At 67.9% G+C, this 25,470-nt stretch carries 17 protein-coding genes; 6 read left to right on the forward strand and 11 right to left on the reverse strand.

Annotated features, from left to right (window positions below; genetic code table 11):
- Positions 1 to 174 precede the first annotated feature (174 nt).
- Both KVT39_RS22425 and KVT39_RS22430 read left to right on the forward strand, forming a co-directional pair.
- Positions 175 to 501 carry a helix-turn-helix domain-containing protein gene (locus KVT39_RS22425; RefSeq protein WP_175750159.1) on the forward strand — a complete coding sequence of 109 codons (327 nt, stop codon included), beginning with the start codon at positions 175 to 177 and terminating at the stop codon, positions 499 to 501.
- Positions 501 to 1,853, forward strand: coding sequence for a HipA domain-containing protein (locus KVT39_RS22430; protein ID WP_217590222.1), 1,353 nt, complete (start codon positions 501 to 503; stop codon positions 1,851 to 1,853). Before KVT39_RS22425 ends, KVT39_RS22430 begins: the two co-directional genes overlap by 1 nt.
- 72 nt (positions 1,854 to 1,925) lie before the next feature.
- Here KVT39_RS22430 and KVT39_RS22435 read toward each other — a convergent pair whose 3' ends face one another.
- Entirely contained in the window at positions 1,926 to 2,999 is a 1,074-nt protein-coding gene (locus KVT39_RS22435) for an alkene reductase (protein ID WP_217590223.1), read from the reverse strand.
- Positions 3,000 to 3,168: 169 nt separating this feature from the next.
- On the opposite strand from KVT39_RS22435, the gene KVT39_RS22440 reads away from it, so the two are divergent.
- Positions 3,169 to 4,044 (forward strand): LysR family transcriptional regulator, encoded by an 876-nt coding sequence (locus tag KVT39_RS22440; RefSeq protein WP_217590224.1) that lies wholly within the window; start codon positions 3,169 to 3,171, stop codon positions 4,042 to 4,044.
- 24 nt (positions 4,045 to 4,068) lie between these two features.
- Here KVT39_RS22440 and KVT39_RS22445 read toward each other — a convergent pair whose 3' ends face one another.
- From KVT39_RS22445 to KVT39_RS22465, 5 genes are all read right to left on the reverse strand, one after another.
- Positions 4,069 to 4,740, reverse strand: a complete 672-nt coding sequence (locus KVT39_RS22445) for a lytic transglycosylase domain-containing protein (RefSeq protein WP_217590225.1) — start codon at positions 4,738 to 4,740, stop codon at positions 4,069 to 4,071.
- A gap of 221 nt (positions 4,741 to 4,961) precedes the next feature.
- Positions 4,962 to 5,738, reverse strand: a complete 777-nt coding sequence (locus KVT39_RS22450; protein ID WP_217590226.1) for an ABC transporter permease — start codon at positions 5,736 to 5,738, stop codon at positions 4,962 to 4,964.
- Positions 5,735 to 6,682, reverse strand: a complete 948-nt coding sequence (locus KVT39_RS22455; RefSeq protein WP_034180804.1) for an ABC transporter ATP-binding protein — start codon at positions 6,680 to 6,682, stop codon at positions 5,735 to 5,737. Before KVT39_RS22455 ends, KVT39_RS22450 begins: the two co-directional genes overlap by 4 nt.
- A complete protein-coding gene (locus KVT39_RS22460; RefSeq protein ID WP_217590227.1) occupies positions 6,679 to 7,857 on the reverse strand; it encodes an ABC transporter permease in 1,179 nt (392 codons plus the stop codon). The genes KVT39_RS22455 and KVT39_RS22460 overlap by 4 nt, the downstream gene beginning before the upstream one ends.
- A complete protein-coding gene (locus tag KVT39_RS22465) occupies positions 7,854 to 8,777 on the reverse strand; it encodes an ABC transporter substrate-binding protein (RefSeq protein WP_217590228.1) in 924 nt (307 codons plus the stop codon). Before KVT39_RS22465 ends, KVT39_RS22460 begins: the two co-directional genes overlap by 4 nt.
- Positions 8,778 to 8,943: 166 nt before the next feature.
- Between KVT39_RS22465 and KVT39_RS22470 the strand changes: the two genes are divergently transcribed.
- Complete coding sequence (locus KVT39_RS22470; RefSeq protein ID WP_217590229.1) at positions 8,944 to 9,873, forward strand: 2-hydroxyacid dehydrogenase; 930 nt, start codon at positions 8,944 to 8,946, stop codon at positions 9,871 to 9,873.
- Between the two features lie 89 nt (positions 9,874 to 9,962).
- On the opposite strand, the gene KVT39_RS22475 is transcribed toward KVT39_RS22470, so the two are convergent.
- The 3 genes from KVT39_RS22475 to KVT39_RS22485 form a co-directional block, all read right to left on the reverse strand.
- A complete protein-coding gene (locus tag KVT39_RS22475; protein ID WP_217590230.1) occupies positions 9,963 to 11,921 on the reverse strand; it encodes a Xaa-Pro dipeptidyl-peptidase in 1,959 nt (652 codons plus the stop codon).
- 485 nt (positions 11,922 to 12,406) lie between these two features.
- Positions 12,407 to 12,580, reverse strand: a complete 174-nt coding sequence (locus KVT39_RS22480; protein ID WP_175750170.1) for a hypothetical protein — start codon at positions 12,578 to 12,580, stop codon at positions 12,407 to 12,409.
- 28 nt (positions 12,581 to 12,608) lie between these two features.
- Positions 12,609 to 13,862, reverse strand: a complete 1,254-nt coding sequence (locus KVT39_RS22485) for a lipoprotein-releasing ABC transporter permease subunit (RefSeq protein ID WP_034180799.1) — start codon at positions 13,860 to 13,862, stop codon at positions 12,609 to 12,611.
- A 306-nt stretch (positions 13,863 to 14,168) separates the two neighbouring features.
- Here KVT39_RS22485 and KVT39_RS22490 point away from each other — a divergent pair, with 306 nt between their 5' ends.
- Positions 14,169 to 20,165 (forward strand): MG2 domain-containing protein, encoded by a 5,997-nt coding sequence (locus KVT39_RS22490; RefSeq protein ID WP_217590231.1) that lies wholly within the window; start codon positions 14,169 to 14,171, stop codon positions 20,163 to 20,165.
- Between the two features lie 45 nt (positions 20,166 to 20,210).
- Positions 20,211 to 22,622 carry a penicillin-binding protein 1C gene (pbpC, locus tag KVT39_RS22495; RefSeq protein WP_217590232.1) on the forward strand — a complete coding sequence of 804 codons (2,412 nt, stop codon included), beginning with the start codon at positions 20,211 to 20,213 and terminating at the stop codon, positions 22,620 to 22,622.
- A gap of 149 nt (positions 22,623 to 22,771) precedes the next feature.
- Here pbpC and KVT39_RS22500 read toward each other — a convergent pair whose 3' ends face one another.
- A complete protein-coding gene (locus KVT39_RS22500; protein WP_034180796.1) occupies positions 22,772 to 24,178 on the reverse strand; it encodes a methyl-accepting chemotaxis protein in 1,407 nt (468 codons plus the stop codon).
- A 219-nt stretch (positions 24,179 to 24,397) separates the two neighbouring features.
- The gene (locus tag KVT39_RS22505; RefSeq protein WP_034180795.1) at positions 24,398 to 25,468 is read right to left on the reverse strand and encodes a porin; all 1,071 of its coding nucleotides are present in this window, start codon (positions 25,466 to 25,468) and stop codon (positions 24,398 to 24,400) included.
- Positions 25,469 to 25,470: the final 2 nt, after the last annotated feature.

The following is a 25,470-nucleotide window of genomic DNA, read 5'->3' on the forward strand; positions in this document are numbered from 1 at the left end:
ATGTATAGTTCCTGAAATATGCGAACAATCGGCATCCAGTGAATGTGGGTGCATTTGTTCCTGAAATATAGGAATAATTGGCGGCTTCAGGCTTGCACGGGTATAATTCCGGTATTTTCGTAACAATGTCGACCGGCCTCACCGGCGGCTCTTTGTTCCTGGAATTCCGGAATTATGGCCCGTACCTTACCTCGCCCGATTGCGACACCCGACCCGCTGGCACTGGATCTGGTCGCGCTGGGTGCGCTCATCCGCAACCGGCGAGCGCAGAACCAGATGCGGATCGACGACGCGGCCGATATGCTCGGCGTCTCGAAGGACGTGCTGTCGCGGCTGGAAAACGGTCGCGCAGTGAGCCTCGATAAATTGTTCAAGGTACTCGACGGCCTGGGTCTCAATTTGCTCGTCGTGCCGAAACGCGAAGTGCCTGTGGCACGCAAGGCGTTACACGAACATATGGCATCACAAGCCAATCCGGCGGGGTCGCAGGAGGTGGCCTGATGGCCCATCGCCTGAGCATTTCGACCAACGGCTCGCCTGTCGGCCGGCTGACCTACGATGCCCGTCAGGATGACTACGGATTTGCGTACGATCCGACGTGGCAGGCGCGCGCCGACGCATTTGCATTGTCGCCGTGCATTCCTCTCGATGGCGGTCCACCTCCTGCCGGTGCGGTCCAGCGCTTCATCGGCAACCTGTTGCCCGAGGGCCGCGCACTCGAAGTCGCCGCGGCGATGTATCAGATCTCGAAGGACAATGTTTTCGGTTTGATCCGCATGCTCGGGAAAGAGCCTGTCGGCGCGTTGAGCTTTTTCCCCGACGACAATGCCGATGCGCAGGCGCCGGAGGCCCACGAATCGGTGCGGCGCGTGATATCCGCGGAGGAGTTGACCGACCGCATTCGCAAGCGCGACGCGATTCCATTTCCCGTCTGGGACGATCAGGTCCGTCTGTCGATTGCCGGTCATCAGGACAAGCTGCAGGTACTGGTCGAGGGCGAGCAATTCGCGCTCGTCGAGGGGCGGCTCAGCAGCACGCATATCCTGAAGCCGGAGTCCCGCAACCCGCATGCCCCGTTCATGGTCGCGAACGAGCATTTCTGCATGACGCTGGCCGCCCGAATGGGGCTGCCGGTGGCCCATGTCGAGATGCGGCGTATTCCGGAACCGATTCTGCTCATCGAACGATTCGACCGGATCGTGACGACCGAACCGGACGATCCGCAGCGCGTCCGCGCGGTGCGGCGTCTCCATATCATCGACGGATGCCAGGCGCTGGATTTGCCTGCGACGCTCAAATACGAACGCAACCTCGGCAACAACGCGGACGTACGTAATATTCGCGAGGGCGTGAGCTTCGAGAAGCTGTTCTCCTTGACACCGTTCCTCGAGACGCCGGCGGCCGCTCGTACGGCGATGCTGCGCTGGGCGCTGCTGCAATTGCTGATCGGCAACAGCGACGCGCACGGCAAGAATATTTCGTTCTTCGTCACCGGCGGTGGGCTCGATCCGGCGCCGCTATACGACCTCGTTTGCGTCAACGTGTACGGTGACGCGTATGTCCAGGATATGGCGATGGCTTACGGGGACGTGTTCCGAATGGAGGAACTGACCGCTTTTGCCTTGGCGGATTTTGCGCATCGCGCGCAAATCCGGCCGTCGTTCGTCGCACGTGAAATGACAAAAATGGCGACGCTGGCGAGGAAACTGGCTCCCGAGTTGGCAGAGTCCGGGGTGTATGCGGGCGAAGAGCGTGCCTGGGTGCGAAATATTTCGGAGTACGTGTGTGCTCAGGCCGACCGTACGCTGCGTATTGCCCCAATGATATCCAAGGTAAACGTCGATCTTCTCTGATATCGGACGGTTGGCGGGCGACGCTGCGACACCTGATTCAGCATGTCGCAGCGATTGCCCTATACGGATGCGTTACGCCGCAGCCGCGCCGCTCAACGCCGGATAATCCACATACCCGCGCGCATCGCCGCCGAAGAACGTGTCGCGCTGCGCGTCGTTCATCGGCGCACCCGTATTCAGCCGCGTCACGAAATCCGGATTCGCGAGCACCATCTGGCCGTACGCTTCGAGATCGGCGAGGCCCGCTGCGACATCCGTGCCGATCGCGTCGCGCGTGCGGCCCGGCCGGTTCACGATCAGCGTGCCGCTCCAGCGCTTGCGCAAGTCAGCGAGCAGCGGCTCGTCGCCCTGATGCATCACGTGCAGGTACGCAAGGCCGAGCCGGTCGAGCTGCGTCGCCAGGTGGCGGTACAGGTCCGGTCCTTCCGCGCCTTCGTCGATCCCCCACAGCGTGGTGCCGGGCGACAGGCGGATCGCGGTGCGGTCCGCGCCGATCTCGTCGGCGATCGCCTCGGCGACCTCGATCGCGAAGCGCGCGCGATTCTCGATCGAGCCGCCGTACGCGTCGCTGCGCGTGTTGGCGTTCGGCGCGAAGAACTGCTGGACCAGATACCCGTTCGCACCATGGATCTCGACGCCGTCGGCGCCGGCCTCGATCGCGCGGCGTGCGGCGAAGCGGAAGTCGTTCACCGTGTCGCGCACCTCGTCCGTCGTCAGCGCGCGCGGCGCGGGAATCTCCTGCATCCCCTTCATCGTGAACATCGGCACGCCCGGCGCGATCGCCGACGGCGCGACGCCCTGGCGATGATGCGGCGTATTGTCGGGGTGCGACATGCGCCCCACGTGCATCAACTGGATGAACAGGCGGCCGCCGCGCGCATGCACGCGGTCGCTGATCGCCTTCCAGCCGGCGACGTGCGCATCGGTGTAGATGCCGGGCGTCGTCAGGTAGCCCTGGCCGTCGTCCGACGGTTGCGTCCCTTCGCTGACGATCAGGCCGAGGCCCGCGCGCTGCGCATAGTATTCGGCGGCCAGTTTGCCGGGCGTGCCGTCGAACGCGGCGCGGCTGCGCGTCATCGGCGCCATGACCAGGCGGTTCTGCAGCGTGTAGCGGCCGACACGGGCCGGGGTGAACAGTGCGTCCATGATGCGTGACTCCTCGAAGTTCGGGATCCGGGATCGGGGCGATCCCGCATCGGGCGGCGGCCGCGCACGTTGCGCCGACCTCGCCTCCACGTGTGCATCATCCATTGCTTCTTTTTCGAGATAAATATGGTAGTTTGGATAACATTGATCCATTCATGGAGCAGTGGGCGTGGAACTGCTGAACGACATGGCGCTGTTCGTGGAGGTCGTTAAGGCGAAGGGCTTTCGCAGCGCGGCCGACGCGCTGGGGATGCCGAATTCGACGCTGTCGCGGCGGATCGGCGCGCTGGAAAAGGCGATCGGCTTGCGGCTGCTGCATCGCACGACGCGCCGGATCGAGCTGACGGAGGCCGGGCAGCTGTATTTCGAGCGCTGCAAGCGCATCGTCGACGAGGCGCGGCTCGCGCACGAGCAGCTCGGCGAGCTGCTGGCCGAACCGTCGGGCGTGCTGCGCGCGTCGTTTCCGGTCGATTTCGCGGTGATCTACCTGACGCCGCTGATCGTCGAATTCGCGAACCGTCATCCGAAGCTGACGTTCGATTTCGAGCTGACGTCACGGCGCGTCGATCTGGTGAGCGAGCCGTTCGACGTCGCGATCCGCATCGGCGAATCGGCGGATTCGCAGCTCGTCGCGCGGCGGCTCACTACGTTCCGCAATCACCTGTATGCGTCGCCGCGCTATCTGGAGCGCTCGGGCGAGCCGCGCGAGCCGGACGACCTGACGCGGCATCAGTGCCTGAGCGTGCTGCACGTCGATGTGTGGACGCTGCATGACGGCGTGCGGGAGGTCGAGGTGCCGGTGGGCGGGCGGTTCGTCGTGAACAGCGTCGGCATGAACCGGCAACTGGCCGTGCATGACGCGGGGATCATCCGGATGCCGGAGGAGATCGTGGCCGACGACGTGGCCGCAGGAAGGTTGCGTCGCGTGCTGCCCGGATGGGAGGGCACGCCGGTGCCGGTCTATGCGATGACGGAAACGCGTTTGCTGCCCGCGAAGACGCAGATTTTCATCGAGTTTCTGCGCGAGCATTTCGCGCATAAATGACGGGTTGTGCCGCGCGGATTGCGCTTATTTGGCGTTGCGGTTCGCGGCCGCGGGCGACATCGACGATTCGCTGACCGGCACCATCCGCGCCTTCGTGTCGTTCGCGGCTTTCGCACCGTCGTCGGGTTCGAGCACGAAGCGGAACGAATCGACCCGCTGCATCACCTTCGCCGCATACGCGTTCGAACCGCCGTAGTTCTTCAGCCCGGCCTGCACGTTGCCGCCGGCCGCTCTCACGTAGCCCGACAGGATCGCGGACCCGACCTCGACGTTCGCGTTCGGCTCGGTCAGATCCTTCACGTTGCGCAGCAGGCCGCGGTGCGCGGCCGGCACGACCTGCATCAGCCCCGTTGCGCCATGCTGGCCGCGTGCCTTTTCCTGGAAGCGCGATTCGATCGAAATGATCGCGTAAACGAGTGCCGGCGGCAGCGAATATTTCGTCGCAGTCACGCTCACGATATCGGCGAGCTTCGCGGCCCGCTCCTTCGCGACGCCGAATTTCTTCGACAGGTAGGCCGTGATGCGACGGTTTGCTTCGTTTGGCTGATCGTTGGCGTTGGCGAGCGGCGCGGATGCGACGGACGGTGCCGATGCGGCCGCTTCGGGCGCGGACGCAGGCAGCGCGGGCGCTTGCTGCGCCGACGCCTGTTGCGCGATGCCGAGCGAAAGCACGATCAGACAGAAAAACCGTCGCATGGTGGAGTGCTGGGAATTGGGAGGCGCATAGTATATCGGCCAATCGCCGCCGGTGGTCGAGCGCCGGCTCGAATGAAAGCACCGTGTAGGCTTGTATCGGATCGCGATAACCGATGGGCCGATCGTTGCACGGACACGCATTCGGAGTCCGGATGAACGTCGCTGTCGGTTCCGGGATCGTATCCTCATTTCCCCGTGCACGGGGAAGCGACGCGAGCCGCCTATGCGCGCCGCGCGGCAGCCACCCGCGCAATCGCGCCGATCGCATCGCTGACGAGCACCGCGAGCAGCCCGACGATCACGCCGCCCTGCAGCACGAACGCGGTGTTCGACGTCTGCAGGCCCGCGATGATCACGTCGCCGAGCCCGCGCGCGGCGACCGTCGAGCCGATCGTCGCGGTGCCGAGATTGATCACGACCGCGAGCCGGATGCCGTTGACGATCACCGGAAACGCGAGCGGCAGCTCGACCGACACCAGTTGCTGCCAGCCGCTCATTCCCATCCCGCGCGCGGCGTCGACGACGTCGCGCGGCACGTCTTCGAGCCCCGCGATCGTGCTTTCGAAAATCGGCAGGAGCCCGTACAGCACGAGCGCGATCAGCACGGGTTTCAATCCGAAACCGACGGCCGGCACCGCGAGCGCGAGCACCGCGACCGGCGGGAAGGTCTGGCCGATGTCGACGACGCTGCGCGCGACCGGCAGGAAATCCGCGCCGGCCGGCCGCGTGACCGCGATGCCGGCCGCGACCGCGACAATCGTGCCGATCAGGCTCGACAGCGCGACCGTGCCGAGATGCGCGAGCGTGAGATCGAGCAGGCTCGCGCGATCGTAGATGACCGGCGCGCCGTTGTCCGCGAACGGCGCGAACAGCCCCTGAAGCCATGCAGGGCGCAACAGCAGCACGAGCAGCAGCGCGAGTGCGGCCGTGCGGGCCGCATACGCGGGCAGTCGCCGGCGCAGCGCCGAATGCGTTGGCCGCACGCCGTGCGTTGTCATGCGGGCTTCCTCGCGTGCTCGCGGATCGCGTCGAGCGTGATGCGGCGCGTGTTGTGCGCGTTGCTGCCGCCGCCGTCATCTACCGGTAGCGCGTCCGCGCCGCGCCACAGCAGCTCGGACACCGCATCGCGCAGCGTGCGCGTCGCGGCGATCGGTTCGCCGTCGGCATGGCCGGGTTCGGCTACCGCGTCGATCGGCGTCAGCGCGAGCAGGCGCAGCGGCCGGTCGACGCCCGCGACGAGCTGCTCGACGACGCCGGCCGCCGGCTTGCCGAGAATCTCGGCGGGCGGCGCGACCTGCAGCAGCCGTCCGCCGTCCATTACCGCGATCGTGTCGCCGAGCTTCAGCGCTTCCTCGATATCGTGCGTGACGATCACGACCGTGACGCCGAGGCGGCGCTGCAGCGCGAACAGGTCGTCCTGCGCCTTGCCGCGAATGATCGGATCGAGCGCGCCGAACGGTTCGTCCATCAGCAGCATCCCGGGCTCGGCCGCGAGCGCGCGCGCGACGCCGACGCGCTGCTGCTGGCCGCCCGACAATTCGTGCGGCAGCTTGTCCGCGAATTCGGCCGGCGCGAGATGGAACAGGTCGAGCAGTTCGTTCACGCGCGCGTCGATGCGCGCCGGCGGCCAGCCGAGCAGGCGCGGCACGGTCGCGATATTGCGCGCGACGCTCCAGTGCGGAAACAGCCCGTGCCCCTGGATCGCATAGCCGATGCCGCGCCGAAGCTGCTCGGGCGCGACGGTGGCCGTATCGACGCCGTCGATGCGGATCGTGCCGCTGGTGGGCGCGATCAGCCGGTTGATCATGCGCAGCAGCGTCGACTTGCCGCTGCCCGATGCGCCGACGAGCGCGGTGATCGTGCCGCGCTTCATCGTCAGCGATACATCGTCGACGGCGACGACGTCGCCGAAGCGTTTGCCGACACGTTCTATCTCGATCATCCTGCACGCCCCTTCGCGAGCGACGTCGCGGCTTCGAACACGACGGCGGCCGCCAGTGCGAGCGCGATCGTCGGGATCGCGCCGAGCAGCACGAGATCGGCGGCCGATTGCCCGATCCCCTGGAAGATGAAGGTGCCGAACCCGCCGCCGCCGATCAGCGCGGCGACCGCGGTCAGGCCGATGTTCTGCACGAGCACGATGCGCACGCCGCTCAGGATCACCGGCAGCGCGAGCACGAGGTCGACGCGCAGCAGCCGCTGCGCGCGCGTCATGCCCATCGCGCGCGCCGCTTCGGTCACGTGCGGCGGCACTTGCTCGAGCCCGACCACGACGCTCGATGCGATCGGCAGCAGCGAATACAGGAACAGCGCGAGCACGGCCGGCGCGACGCCGATGCCGCGAATGCCGAGCGCGGCCGCGAGCGGCACGTGCGCGGCGAGCAGGCCGAGCGGCGCCATCATCAGCCCGTACATCGCGATGCTGGGAATCGTCTGCACGATATTGAGCACGGGCATCGCGACGGTGCGCACCGCCGCGATGCGCGCGCACGCGATGCCGAGCGGCACGCCGGCGACGAGCGCGGCCGCGACCGAGCCGCCCGCGAGCGACACGTGCCGGGTCGCTTCGCGCCAGAAATCGTCGCTGCGCACTGCGTATTCGCGCATCACGGAGAGGCCGTCCCACCAGCCGCTCGCGAGCGGCACCGAGATCGCCGCAATCGCGACCACGAGCGCGACGAGGCGCCGCCACGGGCCGAACGCGAGCCGCGCGAGCGCGTCGGCGACGAGCACGGCCCACGCGAACAGCAGCAGCCAGACACCGGCGGCGGGCGACACGCGCGCGAGCATGTCGTCGGGCGCGACGACGTGCGTCGCGGCCGCACCGACCGCATACGCGAGCGTCGCGAGCCACGTGCAGCCGGCCGCGAGCCGCCACGCGGGGCGGCTCGCCGTCATCGCCCACAGCGCGCCGACGATCCACAGTGCAGCGAGCGCAGCGCCCTGCATGGCGGGCAGCGCGGCAAACACCGACAGCCCCGTGCCGGCCGCGATCCGGTTCGGCCGCAGCACCGCGAACGGCATGCCGAGCACCGCGACGATCGTCAGGACACCGATCAGGATGCCGACCTTGTCGGGTATCACGCGCCGCGCGGACGCCGCCGCGCGACCCGTCATTTAACGAAGCCCTTCGATTTCAGGTAGCTTTTCGCGACACCTGCCGCCGGCTCGCCGTTGATCTGGATGCGTGCGTTCAGCGACTGCAGCGTCTTCAGGTCGAGGCTCGCGAACACGGGCTGCAGGTAATCGGCGATCTGCGGATGGGCTTTCAGCGCGGCTTCGCGGATCACGGGCGTCGGCGCATAGACCGGCTGCACGTGCTTGTCGTCGTCGAGCACCGCGAGGCCGCTCGATGCGATGCCGCCGTCGGTGCCGTAGACCATCGCGGCATTCACGCCGTCGGTCTGGTTCGCGGCGGCCTTGATCGTCGCGGCCGTATCGCCGCCGGACAGCACGACGAGCTGCTCGGGCTTCAGCTTGAAGCCGTACGCCTTCTCGAACGACGGCAGCGCGGACGCGCTGTTCACGAATTCGGCCGACGCCGCGAGCTTCAGCTTGCCGCCGCCCGCGATCCATTTGCCGAAATCGGAGAAGGTCTTCAGGTGCTGCGATTTCGCGACAGGCGCGAGCACGGCGACGCCCCATGTGTTGTTCGCGGGCGCAGGTGCGAGCCACACGAGATGGTTCGCCGCGTAGTCGAGCTTCTTCGCGGTGTCGTAGCCCTGGCTTGCGTTCTTCCACACCGGATCGTCGGCCTTGTTGAAGAAGAACGCGGCATTGCCGGTGTATTCGGGGTAGATGTCGATCTCGCCGCTCGTGAGCGCCTTGCGCACGATCGGCGTGGTGCCGAGCGCGATCTTTTCGGTGACCGGAATGCCGTGGGCCTTCAGCACCTGCGCGATCAGGTTGCCGAGCAGGTTGCCTTCGGTGTCGATCTTCGACGACACCACGACGGGCGTGTCGGCGTGCGCGCCGGGGGCGACGACCGCGGCGGCAAATGCGAGGCCCAGGATCCGGGCGGGCAGGGCGAGTTTCATCGGGGCCAATCTCCAGGACGGGGGCGTACGCCGAAAGTTACTTGACTGAGCCGGCTTTGGCAAACCGCGTACGGCGGCGTGCCCACAGCCCGTGTGGGGATAACCCGCATCCGTCATGCGGGCTTGATACACTGAAATCCGTTCCCGCCTGTGGACACTTGCTGACATGAAGCCCGAGCTGCTGGTCCTCATCGCATTGCGCGGCGACGCGCATCGCGAGATCGCCGCGTCGTTCGACGTGCGCTACGCCCCGACCGCCGAAGAACGCGAACGCGCGATCGCCGAACACGGCGGCACGATTCGCGCGGTGCTGACCAACGGCAGCACGGGTCTGGCCGCTGCCGACATCGATCGTCTTCCACAACTCACGTTCGTCAGCGCGCTCGGCGCCGGCTACGAGCATATCGACGTCGCGCATGCGAAGGCGCGTGGCATCACGGTCGTGACGGGCGCCGGCACCAACGACGATTGCGTCGCCGATCACGCGTTCGCGCTGCTGCTCGCGGCGGTGCGCGGCGTCGTGCGGCTCGATGCGAAAACCCGCGCGGGCGTATGGCGCGAGGGGCTGCCGATGCCGCCGAACGTGTCGGGCAAGAAGCTCGGCATCGTCGGGCTCGGCAAGATCGGCGAGAAGTGCGCACGCCGCGCGGCCGGCTTCGACATCGAGATCGGTTATCACAACCGTTCCGTGAAGGACGTTCCTTACCGCTATTTCGACCGGCTCGACGCGCTCGCGCAGTGGGCCGATTTCCTGATCGTCGCGACGCCGGGCGGCGCGGGCACGCGGCACATGATCGACCGCGCGGTGCTCGATGCGCTCGGCCCCGGCGGTTTTGTCGTCAACGTATCGCGCGGCAGCGTTGTCGATACCGCTGCTTTGGCAGACGCGCTGCGCGAAGGGCGCATCGCGGGCGCGGGGCTCGACGTGTATGAAGGGGAACCGGAGCCGCCGCGCGCGCTGATCGATCTCGACAGCGTCGTGCTGACGCCGCACATGGGCGGCTGGTCGCCCGAGGCGCTCGATCGTTCGGTGCAGCAGTTTCTCGACAACGCCGCGCGGCATTTCGCGGGGCAGCCGGTGCTGACGCCCGTTTGAGTCGGGTTTCCGGAGATAAAAACAGTGCGGACGGCGACCGACGTCGAAAAGACATCGGTCGCCGTCCGCTTTGCGTCATGCGCGCCCGCTTACGACGAAGCCGAAACCAGAGGCACCGTCACCGACGTGCCGGCCGGATCGAGCGTCAGGCCGGTGCCCGGCGTCGGCCGCAGCGTCGCCTCGTTGTCGCTGGACAGCACGACGAGCCCCAGCCGGTGGCCGGCTTCGAGCTTGTAGTCGCGCGGCATGAACGTCAGCTTCAGGTCGTACGGCATCCCCGGCAGCACGGGTTCCGACAGCCAGTCGGACAGCCGGTTGCGCGGGTCGGTCCATGCGCGCGTGACGATCGTCGCCGTGCCGTCCGGTGCGCGGTCGACCAGCAGCGCGGTCACGTTGGCCACGCCCGTGAAGGTCAGCTTGACACGGGCCGTCGCGGTGCCGGAAAGCCGCGTGGCGGCCGTGAACGGCGCGGTCTCGAAGCGGCTGCGGTTTTCGCCGGTCGGCGCATTCGCCAGCGTGAGCGCGGTAATGCGCGCATCGTCGGTGAAGCGTGCGAGCGGGCCGCCGGTCGGCATCCGCAGCAGCGTGCCGGTACTCGCGCCGTCGCCGCCCGCGAAATACGAAACCGGCGTCGCATGGCGCGCGGCCCAGTCGGCCTCCTTCAGCAGCTTGCCGTCCGCCTGCTCGATCACCGCGCGCGGATCGTGTTCGACGCCATTGTCGAAGCCGATCAGGTAGCGCGTAAACCACCGGTTCACCTCCGCGGTCCACGCATCGGCCATCGCCGGCACGCGCGTCGGATCGGTGTGTTTCAGGCGGTGCAGCCACAGCTGCGTCGGCACGCCCTGGCGCCGCATCGCGAGATACCACGACGTCGACTGGTCGACGCGCACGTTGTCGTCGGTCAGCCCTTGCGCGACGAGTGCCGGCGCGGTCGCGAACGCGGTCGGGATGTCGCGTGCGGCCCAGAACGGCGAATAGTCGCCGGTCGTGCGGTTTTCCTTCTGCAACGCTTCGTCGATCAGGTGCGTGCAGCGCTCCGGATGCGCGTTCGTCAGCAGCGCCTTGATATACACGTCGACGTCTTCGCCCTGATAGCCTTCCGGCGCGCGCACGAGCCCGCCCGAGCGGTAATAGCCGTACATGTTCGACAACCCGGCGACCGGCACGATCGCATCGAGCCCGCGCGTGCGCAGGCTCGCGACCATCTTCGGCAGCGTGCCGTCGTACGACACGCCGTACATGCCGACGTGACCCGTCGACCAGTTCGCGACGACCGTCTTGCCGCTCGCGTCCTTCGCGGTCGCGTCGCGGCCGAGCCAGCGGATCACCGACGCCATCGCGACCGATTCGTCGCGCGTCAGGATCGTCGGGCAGCCGTCCGAGCCGGCGGTGCCGAGCGAATCGGCATAGACGATCGTGAAGCCGCGCGGCACGAAGTAGCCTTCGATCCACGAGCGCCCGGCGGCGGCCGCTTCGAGCTGCTGCAGCATCCGCGTCTGCGGCGCGGCAGCCATGATGTGCGCGGACGTCGATGCCGACGCGGAGGCGCTCGCGGCCGGATGCGGCGTGCCGTCGAGCTCGACGTCGACGTCGTGGTTCGGGCTGTCGGCGAGCCCTGCGTAGTACGGGCTCGCGAGCACGATGACGGGCGTGCGTGCGCCGTTCGCGGTTTCGGCCGGGCGCACGATGCGCACGTGGATGCGGTCGCGCGTGCCGTCGCCGTCGGAATCGACCGGCGTGTCGACCCACGCGTTCTCCTCGATCGTGCCGCCCGACAGCGACGGCTGCACCTGGCCGTTCGCGATCACGGGCCGGTAGCGCCCGCCGCTGGCCGGGTTGGCGTACGGGACGCCGGACGGCGAAATGCGCGACGCCAGCGACTGCGTATCGGCCGCCGATGCGGCGGCCCCCTCCTGTTGGCCTTGCGCGAGCGCAGATGCACCCACCACGCTGCCGCCGTCGTCGCCGCCGCACGCGGCGAGCGTCGCGGCCGCAACGAGCGCGGGAAGCCATGCGCGCCGCAATCCGGTTCGATGAAAGTTCATTAGCGACCTCATTCTTGTTTGCGATTGTCCGGAACCGGCCGGTCCGCGATATGCCCCCTGCGGCCTGGCCGGGTGCTGCATCGGATGAAGCGGAACTGCACCTTCGAAAGCGCCGGGCGAGACGCCCGGATGTCACGGCCGGTGTCGGCGCGCGTGATGCGGCGCGCAAACCGGCGAGCGTCGGGGCGACTGCATCGCCCCGACCGGAAAGCGTCAGCGCGGCGGCCGGTTCGGGCCGCGCGGCCGAAGCGAAATCGGCCGCGTGATACGAATGCAGGAGTGCGAATCAAATGCGGGCATGCCCGACCTTCCTTCAGGTTTCAGATGAAACGGAACGGCACGATGCGATGAGGCGGGGGTGTTGCGAACGACGGTGCTGCAACGGCAGGAAAGCGCGACGCGTGTCGGCATGGCTGGCCGGATTTCTTTCCGGAAGCTTGCGCAAACTTATCTCAGTGAAATCTCGGTGTCAAACTTTTTTAGGTTTAGTCAAACAAAGTTTCGATGCGTTCGCGGCGTGCGGTCGCCGATCCGTGCGGCGTCGGCGTCAGCTTCGCTGGAGTCGATCCGTAAACAATCAAAAACAGCCTGAAAAGAGAGAGGGGCGTGACGATTCCGGTCACGCCGGACGACGGCAACAGCGTCGGTTTCCACGACATCGCGTAACGCTCGCGTCGGACGCCGAGCCTATTCGTCGCGCAAAGCTTCGGCCGGCCGGACCCGCGCGGCACGCCAGCTCGGGTACAGCGTCGCGACGCACGACATCAGGAACGCGGCCGCGGCGATCTCGATCACGTCGATCGCCGCGAGCTTCGACGGCAGCGAACTGAGGAAATACACGGACGGCGTCAGGAAGCGGATGCCGAGCAGCTGCTCGATCGCCGGCAGCACCCACGGGATGCTGACCGCGATCGCGCAGCCGAGCGCGACGCCCGCCAGCGTGCCGGCGAGGCCGATCGTCATCCCCTGGATCGCGAAGATCTTCGTGATCGACCCGGGCGGCGCGCCGAGCGTGCGCAGGATCGCGATGTCGCCCTGCTTCTGCGTGACGGTCATCACCAGCGACGATACGAGATTGAACGCGGCGACCGCGACGATCAGCATCAGGATCAGCGACAGCATGCGTTTCTGCAGCCGCTCGGCTTCGAACCACGTACGGTTTTGCCGCGTCCAGTCGCGGATATAAAGATCGCCCGACAGCGTGCGCGACAGCGCCAGCGCGATGTCCGGCGCGCGCTGCAGATCGTCGAGACGCAACCGGATGCCGGTCGGCGCGGACACGTTGAACAGCTTCCGCGCATCGCTGATGTGGATGTACGCAAGCGCACTGTCGTATTGATAGTGGCCCGACTCGAACGTGCCGACCACGTTGAACTGCCGGAACCGCGGCAGCGCGTCGCCGATGCGCGCGCTGTTGCCGGGCGCGAAGAACGTGATGCGGTCGCCGATCTTCACGTGCAGCGCGTCGGCCAGCGCGGCGCCGAGCACGATGCCCATCTCGCCGGGCACGAGCGCGTCGAGGCGCCCGGTCTTCAGCTTGCGCGCGATCTCGGACACGCGCGGCTCGAGCACCGGATCGATGCCGCGCAGCGCGACGCCCGTCACGCTGCCCGCATTCGTCAGCAGCGCCTGCGCGTCGACATAGGGCGCGACGGCACGCACGGCCGGGTTCCGCAGCGATTCGTGCGCGGTGAGCCGCCAGTCGGGCAGCGCGCCGGACGGCGAGAAGATTTCCACATGCGCGAGCACCGACAGCATCCGGTCGCGCACCTCGGTGCGAAAACCGTTCATCACCGACAGCACGACGATCAGCGCGGCGACGCCGAGCGCGATGCCGGCCATCGCGGCGCCGGCAATGAACGACACGAAGCCGTCGCCGGCCGAGCGTCGGCCGCCGCGCGCATAGCGCAGCCCGATCTGCCATTCGAACGGGAGTTTCAAGCGATTTCCTTTCAATTCGATACGAACCACGTCGAGCCGCGCATTCTAGCGAACGCGGCGCGAGTGCGTGTAGAGATCGGGGGGCGGGCGGAGTGGCTACCCGGCCGGCCGGTCATTCGCCTGCGTTGCACGCCGACACACCGATATTTCCATCGTTTCGGCTCTGACCCATAATGTCGGCCAGCATCCGGTCGAACAAAACATTCCAAGCTTTACGGCGCAACCAGGGCCGCGCCGTCACAGACCAATAAATCTCGGGGTACGTCGCCGCAGCCGGCAGCACGTCCTTGACAAGGAAATAACAAAATGGATTTGCTGCGTTTCCTGCTGCTCCTGCCGATTCGCGCGGCGGGCTTCGTCGGGCGCCTTCTCGGCCGCGTGCTGCGGCCGCTGGTCGGCGACGTGTCGTGGACGGCGCCCGCGTGGGCGGGCATCACCGCCGCAGCCGTGCGCCGCCGCCCGTGGCATGCCGGCGGCATCGTGCTGCTCGCGGCCGCGCTCGGCTACGGCGGGTACTGGTTCAAGCATCGCCCGAAGCCGCCCGAGCCCGAAACCGTCGGCTTTACCGTGAAGGCGCCGGCGATCACGACCTACGAGGTCGACGACGGCGACAAGCCGAAGATCACCGTGCATCCGCTCGAAGTGGCGTTCTCCCGATCGGCCGCGCCGATCGAGCTGGTCGGCAAGCCGGCGGGGCAGGGCATCGAGATGACGCCCGCGCTGAAGGGCGCTTGGGAGTGGGCCGACGACAAGACGCTGCGCTTCACGCCGGCGGCCGACTGGCCGGTCGGCGCGCACGTCGAGGTGCGCTTCGCGGTGCGCCAGGTGTTTGCGCCGCAGGTGGTGATGCAGGACGACCATTTCGCATTCGACCTGCCGGCCTTCACCGTGCAGTCGGGCGACAACCGGTTCTACCAGAACCCCGACAATCCGGCGGAGAAGCAGGCGCTGCTGCAGCTGCGCTTCAACTATCCGGTCGATCCGGCCGAGCTCGAGAAGCGCATCGGCGTCGTGCTGGTCGGCCGCGACGGCAAGACCGTGTCGCCGCTGCGCTACACGGTCAACTACGACAAGACGAAGACGAGCGCGTGGGTCTATTCGCAGCCGCTCGAGATTCCGCGCGATCCGCTGTTGGTGCGGCTCGACGTCGACAAGGGCGTGAAGAGCGCGCGCGGCGGCGACGGCACGCCGGCCGTGCTGCACGCGTCGGTCGGCGTGCCGGGGCTCTACAGTCTGACCATCGGCAATGTCGCGCCGACGCTCGTCGACAACGAGCGTTACGAGCCCGAGCAGGTGCTCGTCGCGGAAACGTCCGACGGCGTGCGCAGCACCGATCTCGCCGCGCGCGCGAAGGCGTGGGTGCTGCCGAAGCGCAAGCCGGGCGTCGATCAGTCCGACGACGATCCGCCGTACGAATGGACCGTGGCCGACGTCAGCGACGCGGTGCTGAAGCAGTCGAAGCCGCTGCCGCTCGCAGCGGTGCCGACCGAGAACGACTTCGCGACGCTGCAAAGCTTCAAGTATCACGCGACGCCGGGAGACCGCATCGTCGTGCGTTTCGAAGGCGACCTGAAATCGGCTGGCGGCTATCTGCTCGGCGCACCGGTGACGACCGCGTTCACGGTGCCCGACTATCCGAAGCTGCTGCGCTTCATGGCCGACGGCTCGCTGCTGTCGATGAGCGGCAGCAAGCGGCTGTCGGTCGTGTCGCGCAACCTGCCGGGGATGAAGGTCGAGATCGGCCGCGTGGTGCCCGACCAGCTCCAGCATCTGGTGAGCTTCAACAACGGCACGTACGCGCGGCCCGAGCTGTCGTATTCGTTCAGCGAGGATCACATCGTCGAGCGCTTCGTGCAGAAGCGCGCGTTCCCGGCCGGCGACCCCGGCAAGGCGCATTACGAAGGCGTCGATCTCGGCCAGTACCTGAAGGGCGGCAAGCGCGGCGTGTTCCTGCTGCACCTGTCGAAATACGACCCGGCGGCCGAAAAGAAGAAAGCCGACGATGCGAAGGATAACGATGCATCGTCGGGCGACGGCAGTCAGGATCAGTCCGACAACGCCGATTCGGGCGACAGCAACGGCAACGGCGACGACAGCGACAACGCGCTCGGCGACACGCGCCTGATCGTCGTGACCGATCTCGGGATGCTGGTCAAGCGCGGGCTGGACGGCAGCCAGGACGTGTTCGTCCAGTCGATCCGCAACGGCCGCCCGGTTGCGGGCGCAACCGTGTCGGTGCTCGCGGTGAACGGCCAGACGCTGTTCTCGCAGACCACCAGCGCCGACGGCGTCGTGCATTTCCCCGCGTTCAAGGGGCTCGACCGCGAGAAGCGTCCGCAACTGTATGTCGTGAAGAAGGACGGCGACCTGTCGTTCCTGCCGGTGGCCGGCCGCGATCGCCAGCTCGATTTCTCGCGCTTCGACGTCGACGGCGAACGTAACGCGACGGGGCAGGGGCAGCTGTCCGCGTACCTGTTCTCGGATCGCGGCCTGTACCGGCCCGGCGATCCGTTCCACATCGGCCTGATCGTGCGCGCGGCGAGCTGGGCGCGCAGCCCGGCCGGCGTGCCGCTGCAGGCGGAGATCGTCGATCCGCGCGGGATCACCGTCGAGCGCAAGCCGGTGACCGTCGATGCGACGGGTTTCACCGAGCTCGGTTATACGACGGCCGAAACGTCGCCGACCGGCACGTGGACGGTCAACCTGTACATCGTGAAGGATGGCCAGCCGGGCGCCGAACCGATCGGCAGCACGACGGTGCAGGTGAAGGAATTCCTGCCCGACCGGATGAAGGTCGACGCGAAGCTGTCGCAGCAGGTCGTCGAAGGGTGGGTGAAGCCGAAGGGGCTGAAGGGCATCGTCGATGCGCAGAACCTGTTCGGCACGCCGGCCGAGAAACGCCGCGTCGCGGCGACGCTGACGCTGCGCCCGGTATGGCCGTCGTTCCGCAGCTGGCAGGGCTACCACTTCTTCGATGCGCGCCGCGCGAAGGAAGGCTATACGACGACGCTGCAGGACGGCACGACCGACGACCACGGCCATGCCGAATTCGACCTCGATCTCGACAAGTACGCGGACGCGACCTATCAGCTCTACTTCCAGGCGAAGGCGTATGAAGCGGAAGGCGGGCGCAACGTCGCCGCGAACGCGCAGACGCTCGTGTCGAACAACGACTGGCTCGTCGGCTACAAGTCGGTCGACGATCTCGGCTACGTGAAGCGCGGCAGCCCGCGCACGGTGCGGCTCGTCGCGATCGACCCGGGCGCGAAGGCGATCGACGTGAAGGACCTGCGCGCGCAGCTCGTCGAGGAACGCTACGTGTCGGTGCTGACCAAGCAGGATTCCGGCGCGTACAAATACGATTCGCGGCTGAAGGAAGTGCCGGTCGACGAGAAGCCGCTGACGATTCCGGCGGCCGGGCTCGACTTCGCGCTGCGCACCGACAAGCCGGGCAGCTATGCGCTCGTGATCCGCCGCGCGGACGGCACCGCGGTGAACCGGATCGAGTATTCGGTGGCGGGCGACGCGAACGTCACGCGTTCGCTCGACCGCAACGCCGAGCTGCAGGTAAGCCTCGCGAAGCACGACTACAAGCCGGGCGAGCAGGTCGAGATCGCGATCCGCGCGCCTTACGCGGGCAGCGGCCTGATCACGATCGAGCGCGACAAGGTGTATGCGCACGCATGGTTCCATGCGGACACGACGAGCTCGATCCAGCACATCACGGTGCCGGCCGGCTTCGAAGGCAACGGCTACATCAACGTGCAGTACATCCGCGATCCGTCGTCGGACGAGATCTTCATGAGCCCGCTGAGCTACGGCGTCGTGCCGTTCTCGGTGAACCTCGACGCGCGCCGCAATGCGCTCACCGTCGACGCGCCGGCGCTCGTGAAACCGGGCGAAACCGCCACCTTCACCGTGCATTCGGCGAAGCCCGCGAAGGTCGTCGTGTTCGCGGTCGACGAAGGCATCCTGCAGGTCGCGCGCTACAAGCTCGGCGATCCGCTGAAGTTCTTCTTCCGCAAGCGGATGCTCGAAGTCGGCACGTCGCAGATCCTCGACCTGATCCTGCCGGACTTCGAGAAGCTGATGGCGATGGCCGCACCCGGCGGCGACGCCGACGACGCGATCGGCCGCCAGTTGAACCCGTTCAAGCGCAAGCGCGACAAGCCGGTCGCCTACTGGTCGGGGATCGTCGACGTGAACGGGGACACTCGTTTGAGCTACACGGTGCCCGATTACTTCAACGGGAAGCTGCGTGTGATGGCCGTATCGGTGTCGCCGGACCTGGTCGGCACGTTCGAAGGCGCGACGACGGTGCGCGGCGATTTCGTGCTGTCGCCGAACGTGCCGACGACGCTCGCACCGGGCGACGAGGCCGACGTCAGCGTCGGCGTCGCGAACAACCTGACGGGCGTCGGCAGCCAGCCGGTGCCGGTCGCGGTCACGCTGAAGACGGGCCCGCAGTTGCAGGTGATCGGGCCGGCGACGCAGAACGTCGCGCTCGCGCCGCAGCACGAGGGCGTCGCGCTGTTCCGCGTGAAGGCGACCGACACGCTCGGCTCGGGCATGCTGTCGTTCGGCGCGCGCTACGGCGCGAAGGGCGCGCAGCAGCGCGTCGACGTGTCGGTGCGGCCGGCCGCCGCGTTCCGCACGCAGCTCGACATCGCGCGGCTCGACCCGGGCAAGAAGGCGAGCGTGCCGAACCTGCGGCCGATGTACGACGCGTATGCATCGCGCGACGCGAGCATCTCGACCGCGCCGCTCGTGCTGTCCGAAGGGTTGTCGTCGTATCTCGTCAACTTCGACCACACCTGCAGCGAGCAGATGGTGAGTTCGATCGTGCCGCGCGTGTTCGCGTCGAAGTGGTTGTCGGTGCGTGCGCTGACGAGCGCGATGCACGCGCCCGAAGCCGGCGCCGACGCGGCGAATGCGAGCGCGATCGTGCAGTTCCTCGGCGTGCTGCGCAGCCGGCAGAACGCGCAGGGCGGTTTCGGCCTGTGGAGTGCGACGCCGGATGCCGATCCGTTCGTGTCCGCGTACGCGATGCACGTGCTGCTCGACGCGCGCGAACGCGGCACGGCCGTGCCGAAGGACATGCTCGACGCGGGCAACCAGTATTTGCAGAAGCTCGCAGCGAACGATTCGCTCGGCTCGCTCGACCTGCTGCGGCAGCGCGCGTACGCGGTGTACCTGCTGACGCGCCAGGGCAACGTGACGACAAACAGCCTCGCGGCCGTGCAGAAGCGTCTGCAGGATGCGTATCCGAACGACTGGAAGAACGATCTCGCGGCCGCATGGCTCGCCGCGTCGTATCAACTGCTGAAGCAGGACAAGGAGGCCGCCGCGCTGATCGCAGGCCCGCAGGCGCTGCTCGAACGCAAGCGTGCTTCCGACGGCGGTTACGCGACCGGCTACTACATCGATCCGCTGACGCGCGACGCGAGCGTGCTGTACCTGCTCGCGAAGCACTTCCCGGAGCGCGTGCGCAAGCTGTCGCCGCGTGCGATGGACAACATCGCCGCGCCGCTGGTCGACAACCGCTACAACACGCTGTCGTCGGCGATGACGATCCTCGCGCTCGATGCGTATGCGGCGTCGAACGCGGGCCAGCTCGATCAGCTCGCGATCAACGAGGCGCGCGGGGGCGCCGCGCCGAAGGACGTGTCGTCGATCCAGGCGAACCTCGTGCGCTCGGGTACGTGGGCGGCCGGCGCGTCGCGCGTCGACTTCGTGAACGGCAGCGCACTGCCCGCGTGGTGGGTCGCGAGCCAGTCGGGCTACGACCGCGGCACGTCGACGAAGGCGATCAAGAACGGGCTCGAGATCGTGCGCGACTACACCGACACGAACGGCAAGCCGCTCGCCAGGATCACGCTCGGCCAGGAGATCGACGTGCACCTGAAGATCCGCGCGACGGGCTCGGCGAACGTCGGCAATATCGCGATCGTCGATTTGCTGCCCGGCGGCTTCGACCCGGTGATCGCGCCGCCGCCGGCGAACGACGCGCAGGACGGCAATGGCGATGGCGGCGCGTCGGCGCCTGCGGCCGATGCGCCGTGGCGCTCGCCGATCGGCGTGACGGGTTCGACGTGGCAGCCGCAGTTCGCGGACGTGCGCGAGGATCGCGTGGTGATCTACGGCACCGCGACGACCGACGTGCGCGAGTTCGTCTACCGGATCAAGGCGAGCAACGCGGGCCGCTTCGTCGCTCCGCCCGCGTATGGCGAGTCGATGTACGACCGCCGCGTGCAGGCGCAGGCGCCGGGCGGCGCGGCGCTGACGGTGGAGCGCGTGCGATGACGGTGCGCTTGCATTGGCCGTGCCGGGCGGCCGGAGTGCCCGCGCGTGGCTGACGCATCCGTGCTTCGGCGCGCGCTGCACGGCGCCGGTCGCTGGCTGCATCGCTGGCAGAACTGGATCGCCGGCGCGCTGCTCGTGTTCGGCGCGCTGGCCGCGTGTCGATTGTGGCCGCATCCGCCGCTGCGCGACTGGAAGCCGTCGTCGGTCGCGGTGGTCGACGCGCACGGCCGGCTGCTGCGCCTGACGCTCGCGAAGGACGACCGCTACCGGCTGTGGGTGCCGCTCGACCTGATGTCGCCGCAGCTCGTCGAAGCCGTGATGCTGCACGAGGACCGCTGGTTCCGGTGGCATCCGGGCTTCAACCCGTACGGGCTCGCGCGCGGCGCGTGGATCACGTACGTGCGCGGCGGCAATCCGCAGGGCGGCTCGACACTGACGATGCAGCTAGCGCGCTCGCTGTGGCGGCTGAACACGCGCACGCCGGCCGGCAAGCTCGAGCAGGTCGCGCGCGCGGTGCAGCTCGAACTTTTCTACTCGAAGCGGCAGATCCTCGAAGCCTATCTGAACGATGCGCCATACGGCCGCAACGTCGAAGGCGCGGGCACCGCGAGCGTCGTCTATTTCGACCGGATGCCCGACGCGCTGACGCTGCCCGAGTCGCTTGCGCTCGCGGTGATTCCGCAGGACCCGGCGCGACGCGTGCGCGGCGGGCAGGACGAGATCAACCGCGCGCTGGCCGCGTCGCGCAACCGGCTGTACGCACGCTGGCTGACGAAGCACCCGCGCGATGCGTCGCTCAAGCCGCTGTTCGCGTTGCCGCTCGCGATGCGGCCGCTGTCGGCGCTGCCGTTCGATGCGCCGCACGCGGTCGACCAGGCGCTCGCCGTGCGCAGCGCGTGGCGCACGACATCGGGCAACGCCGACGACACGAACGACGCCGGCGCGCGGCTCGTGACGACGCTCGATCTCGATCTGCAGCGCACGCTCGAACGGCAGATCGCGCGCTACGTCGCTCGCAACGACTCGCGCGGCGTGCGCAACGCAGCCGCACTGCTCGTCGATACGCGCGACATGGGCGTGAAGGCGCTGGTCGGCTCCGCGAACTTCTTCGATCGCACGATCGACGGGCAGGTGAACGGCACGCTCGCGCGGCGCTCGCCGGGCTCGACGCTCAAGCCGTTCATCTATGCGCTCGGTTTCGACCAGGGCGTGCTGCATCCGCAGACCGTGCTGCGCGACGTGCCGACCGCGTTCGGCCCGTATGCGCCGGAGAATTTCGATGGCCATTTCCTCGGGCCGATCACCGCGACCGATGCGCTGAACCGCAGCCGCAACGTGCCGGCCGTGTGGGTCGCGTCGCAGCTCAAGTCGCCCGATTTGTACGGCTTCCTGCAGGAAGCCGGCGTGCGCCGGCTCGCGAGCGCGCAGCACTACGGGCTCGCGCTCGTGCTCGGCGGCGGCGAAGTGACGATGCAGGATCTCGCGGCGCTCTACGCGATGCTCGCGAATCGCGGCGAGTTCCGGCCGCTGCGGCTGCGCGCGGACCAACCGGCCGCGCCCGGCCGGCGCCTGCTGAGCGCGGAGGCGAGCTACATGACGATGGACATGCTGCGCCAGCATCTGCGCCCCGACGAGACGAGCGGCGCACAGCCGTCGGGCGTGCCCGTCTACTGGAAGACCGGCACGTCATGGTCGTTCCGCGATGCGTGGACGGCCGGCGTGTTCGGCCCGTATGTGCTGGTCGTGTGGGTCGGCAATTTCGACAACTCGACCAACACGGCCTTCGTCGGCGTCGATGCGGCCGCGCCGCTGTTCTTCCAGGTCGTCGATGCGTTGAATGCCGAGCGCACGCTCGTCGAGCCGCCGCGCGCGGTGCCGCCGCACCTGAAGCGCGTGCGGATCTGCCTTGCGAGCGGCGACTTGCCGAACGAATGGTGCCCGCAACAGGGCTGGACGTGGTTCATTCCGGGCACGTCGCCGATCCGCGTGAGCACCGTGCACCGGCCCGTCGTGATCGACGATGCGACGGGGAAGGCCGCATGCCCGCCGTACGACGGCAAGCGTACGCATACGGAGATCTTCGAGTTCTGGCCGTCGGATTTGCAGCAGGTGTTCGTGCAGGCCGGCATTCCGCGCCGGCGGCCGCCGCAGAATGCGGACTGCCGCGATGCGGGGCAAGTGGACGGCGACCCGCCGCGCATCACGTCGCCGCTGCGCGGCAGTACTTATGCGATGCGCGTGAAGAGCGCGGACGATACGCGTATCGCATTCAACGCGACGGCCGATGCGAGCGCGCATGCGCTGTACTGGTTCGTCAACGATGCGTATGTCGGCCGCAGCGTGCCGGGCGACGCGCTGTTCTGGCAGCCGCGCACGGCCGGCAGCTATGCGGTGCGGGTGGTCGACGATCACGGGCGCAGCGATCAGCGGCCGCTGGCGGTCGGGCTCGAGCAGTAGGGGCGCGCGACGACATCGATCGCGGCGATCTCGCCCATGCGGCAGACGAACGCGGTGAAGCGGGCCGGGGCGCCGGAGCGGGCGGTCGCTGGTGCGATCCGTCCGGGCCGGCGCTCCGTGCGCTGCGCGGGCGGCCCGCTAGCGTCGATTCATGCGCTGTAGCCGATCCTCAGGACACCCCATTGCCGTCCGCCGACAACGATGGGCGCGGAGACGTCCTTCATCAACGCGAAGTTGCCGTTGCCCATGTCGCGCCGATAGGTCTGCAGCAGGAACGGCTTGGTATGCGACACGGAGGTGCGCGCCGTCCGGTCCGTGTAGATCCGGCGGTTCCGGCAGTTCGCCGCGTTCCACGCGGCGTCTGCGCGCTGGGGCAGCGAGAACTTCCGGTTGTGGGTCGGCAGGTAGCACTGCCGGTCGAAGCTGGCGCAATAGACGATGCGTTCGTCGATTTCGAGCACCGGCTCCTGGATGGCAGGCAGCACGCGATCGGTGAAGGCCGTGAAGCGCGTCATGAACTGCTGCGGGTCAGTGCCGGGAATCGGCACGTAGTTCGAATCGAACAGCGCGTCGAGCGCGATATCGCCGCGCGCGACCGCATCGTCGAACAGCTTGCTGATCGCCGCGGCCGTGTTCCGCGCGGTGTCGATGAAACGTGTGTCGGGCGATTCGATGCCGGTCGCGGCCGTGAGTTCGATGAGCGTCTCGGAGACGGAGAGCAGGTTGCCGAGCCGGTCCTTGGCCTGCGAGAAGTTGTCGCTCGAATCCTCGACGCCGGTCGCCATTTCGCCAACCTGTTCCTCGAGACGGTGGCACTGCGTCTCGATCTCGTCCGTCAGCGACGCGATCTGTTCGGCTTCGCCGGCGAGCTCGGTGATCGCGTGCCCTGTCGTGTGCACGACCTCGCCGATCGTGCGCGTGCCCTCGCGGACGCGATGGGCGCGCGCGGCGTTGTCGGTTCCTTCCGCGATCAGGTGTTCGGTCTGCTCGGCCAGGCGCGCGAGGGTCGTCTCGATCTGGGCCGTCGCCTGCCCGGTTTTCGCGGACAGGTTCTTGACCTCGGCCGCGACGACCGCGAAGCTGCGGCCCGACTCGCCGGCGCGCGCGGCCTCGATCGCGGCGTTCAGCGCGAGCAGGTGGGTCTGGCGGGCGATGACGGAGATCTCCTCGGACACGGCCCGCACGTGATCGAGCGCGTCGCGCAGCGCACCCATCTGGCTGCCGATCGAGGTGACGCCCTCGACGAGGCCGTGGATGTCGGCGAGCGATGCCTCGATCGTCTGTTGCGACTTCTGGACCGCGCTCGACGCATTGGCGCTGACGGCGCGCACCTGCTGCGCGGCCTCGGCGATCCGGTGGTTGCCGCGCAGCGTGACGGCGGCCGATTCACGCAGCGTGTGGCAGACCTCCGCCTGCCTGGCGACGCGGGCGGCGACTTCCTCGACATGGCCCGAGACGTCGCAGATCTCGATGCCGAGCTTGCCGGCCTGCTCGGCGATGTCGCCGACGAGCGCGCGCGACGAACGGTGGCCGCGGCCGATTCCGAAGAGGTTCACGTTGCTGGGTCTCCTAGAGGGCGCGCATTCCCGATCGGTGACGGATGCTGGGTGTGCGCACCTGACTTGACGGCAGCGTGGCCGCCGACTTGAGGTCGGGTAAACGTCAGGTTCGGAAATCGGCGGGCCGGCGCCGCGCGTTCCCCGTCTTTGCGGCGGCCGTCTTCTGACTCGGGAGCCGGACGAGCGAATGCCGATCGCCCGTCCGGATGGGCCGCGTCAGAACACGTGGTGGATGCCGACGTTGGCGCCGACCGTCGTGCCGGGCAATCCGAACAACGCGCCGCCCGTGATGCCGAGGCCCGTATTCATCGCGCCGTGGTTGTTGACGACGCCGACTTGCGCGTAAAGGCCGGTTCGCTTCGACAGGCTGTAATCGGCGCCGACCGCGGCGAGCAGCGAATGATTGTGCGAATCGTTGCGATCGGTCGTGTACCACGCGCCGGTGTTCAGGTCGAGGGCCGGCGTGACGCGATAGTCGAGGCCGGCGCTATACACGTTGTTGCTGAACGAGCCGGCGACCTTGTAGCTCGTGAACGACGCCTTGCCGGTCACGGGCCCGAACGTATACGCGGTGCCGATCGTGCGGCCGACGAACGCGACCGTGCTCGACACCGGCGTCGGCGACGTGCCGCCGTTGCCGTCGTAGAGCGCCGCGTTGAGCATGAAGCCGCCGTTCGTATAGGTGAGGCTGCCGGAATACTGGCGTCCCGCCTGGAAGTCCCCGGCCTTGCCGCCGAATCCGAACATCGCGCTGCCCGTCAGCCCGCCGATCGTCGGGCTCGTGTACGAAATTGCGTTCGGGTTGAAGAGGCCGGTGACGAGCACGTTGTCGACGTACGGGATCAGTGCGGCGCCGAAGTGCGAGATATTGCGGGGGTCCGAGCCCAGCACCGCGAGCACGAACGGCGAGAACTGCAGGCCGACCTTCGTCTCGCCGAAGTCGCCGCCGAGCCCGACCCACGCCTGGCGGCCGAAGAAGTTGCCGTTCGAATGGCCGAACGCGCCGTCCGTGATGTTGAAGCCGCTCTCCAGCTTGAACTTCGCGTGCAGCCCGCCGCCGAGATCCTCGGTTCCCGTCATGCCGAAGTTGGTCGGCGTCATGCCCGTGTCGGTCAGCGCGAACTGGCGGCCGGCGTTGGCGCCGGTCGCCGAGTTGAGCGATCGGCTCGTGTAAAGCAACGCCGCGTCGAGGTCGCCGTACAGCGTGACGCTGCTCTGCGCGAAGCCGTTCGTGCTTGCCGCCGCGCCGAGCAGCGCCGCGCAAATCGTCCATGTCCTGCTCTTCATCG

The sequence above is a fragment of the Burkholderia sp. GbtcB21 genome, assembly GCF_019091065.1.
Lineage (GTDB): Bacteria > Pseudomonadota > Gammaproteobacteria > Burkholderiales > Burkholderiaceae > Burkholderia > Burkholderia pyrrocinia_C.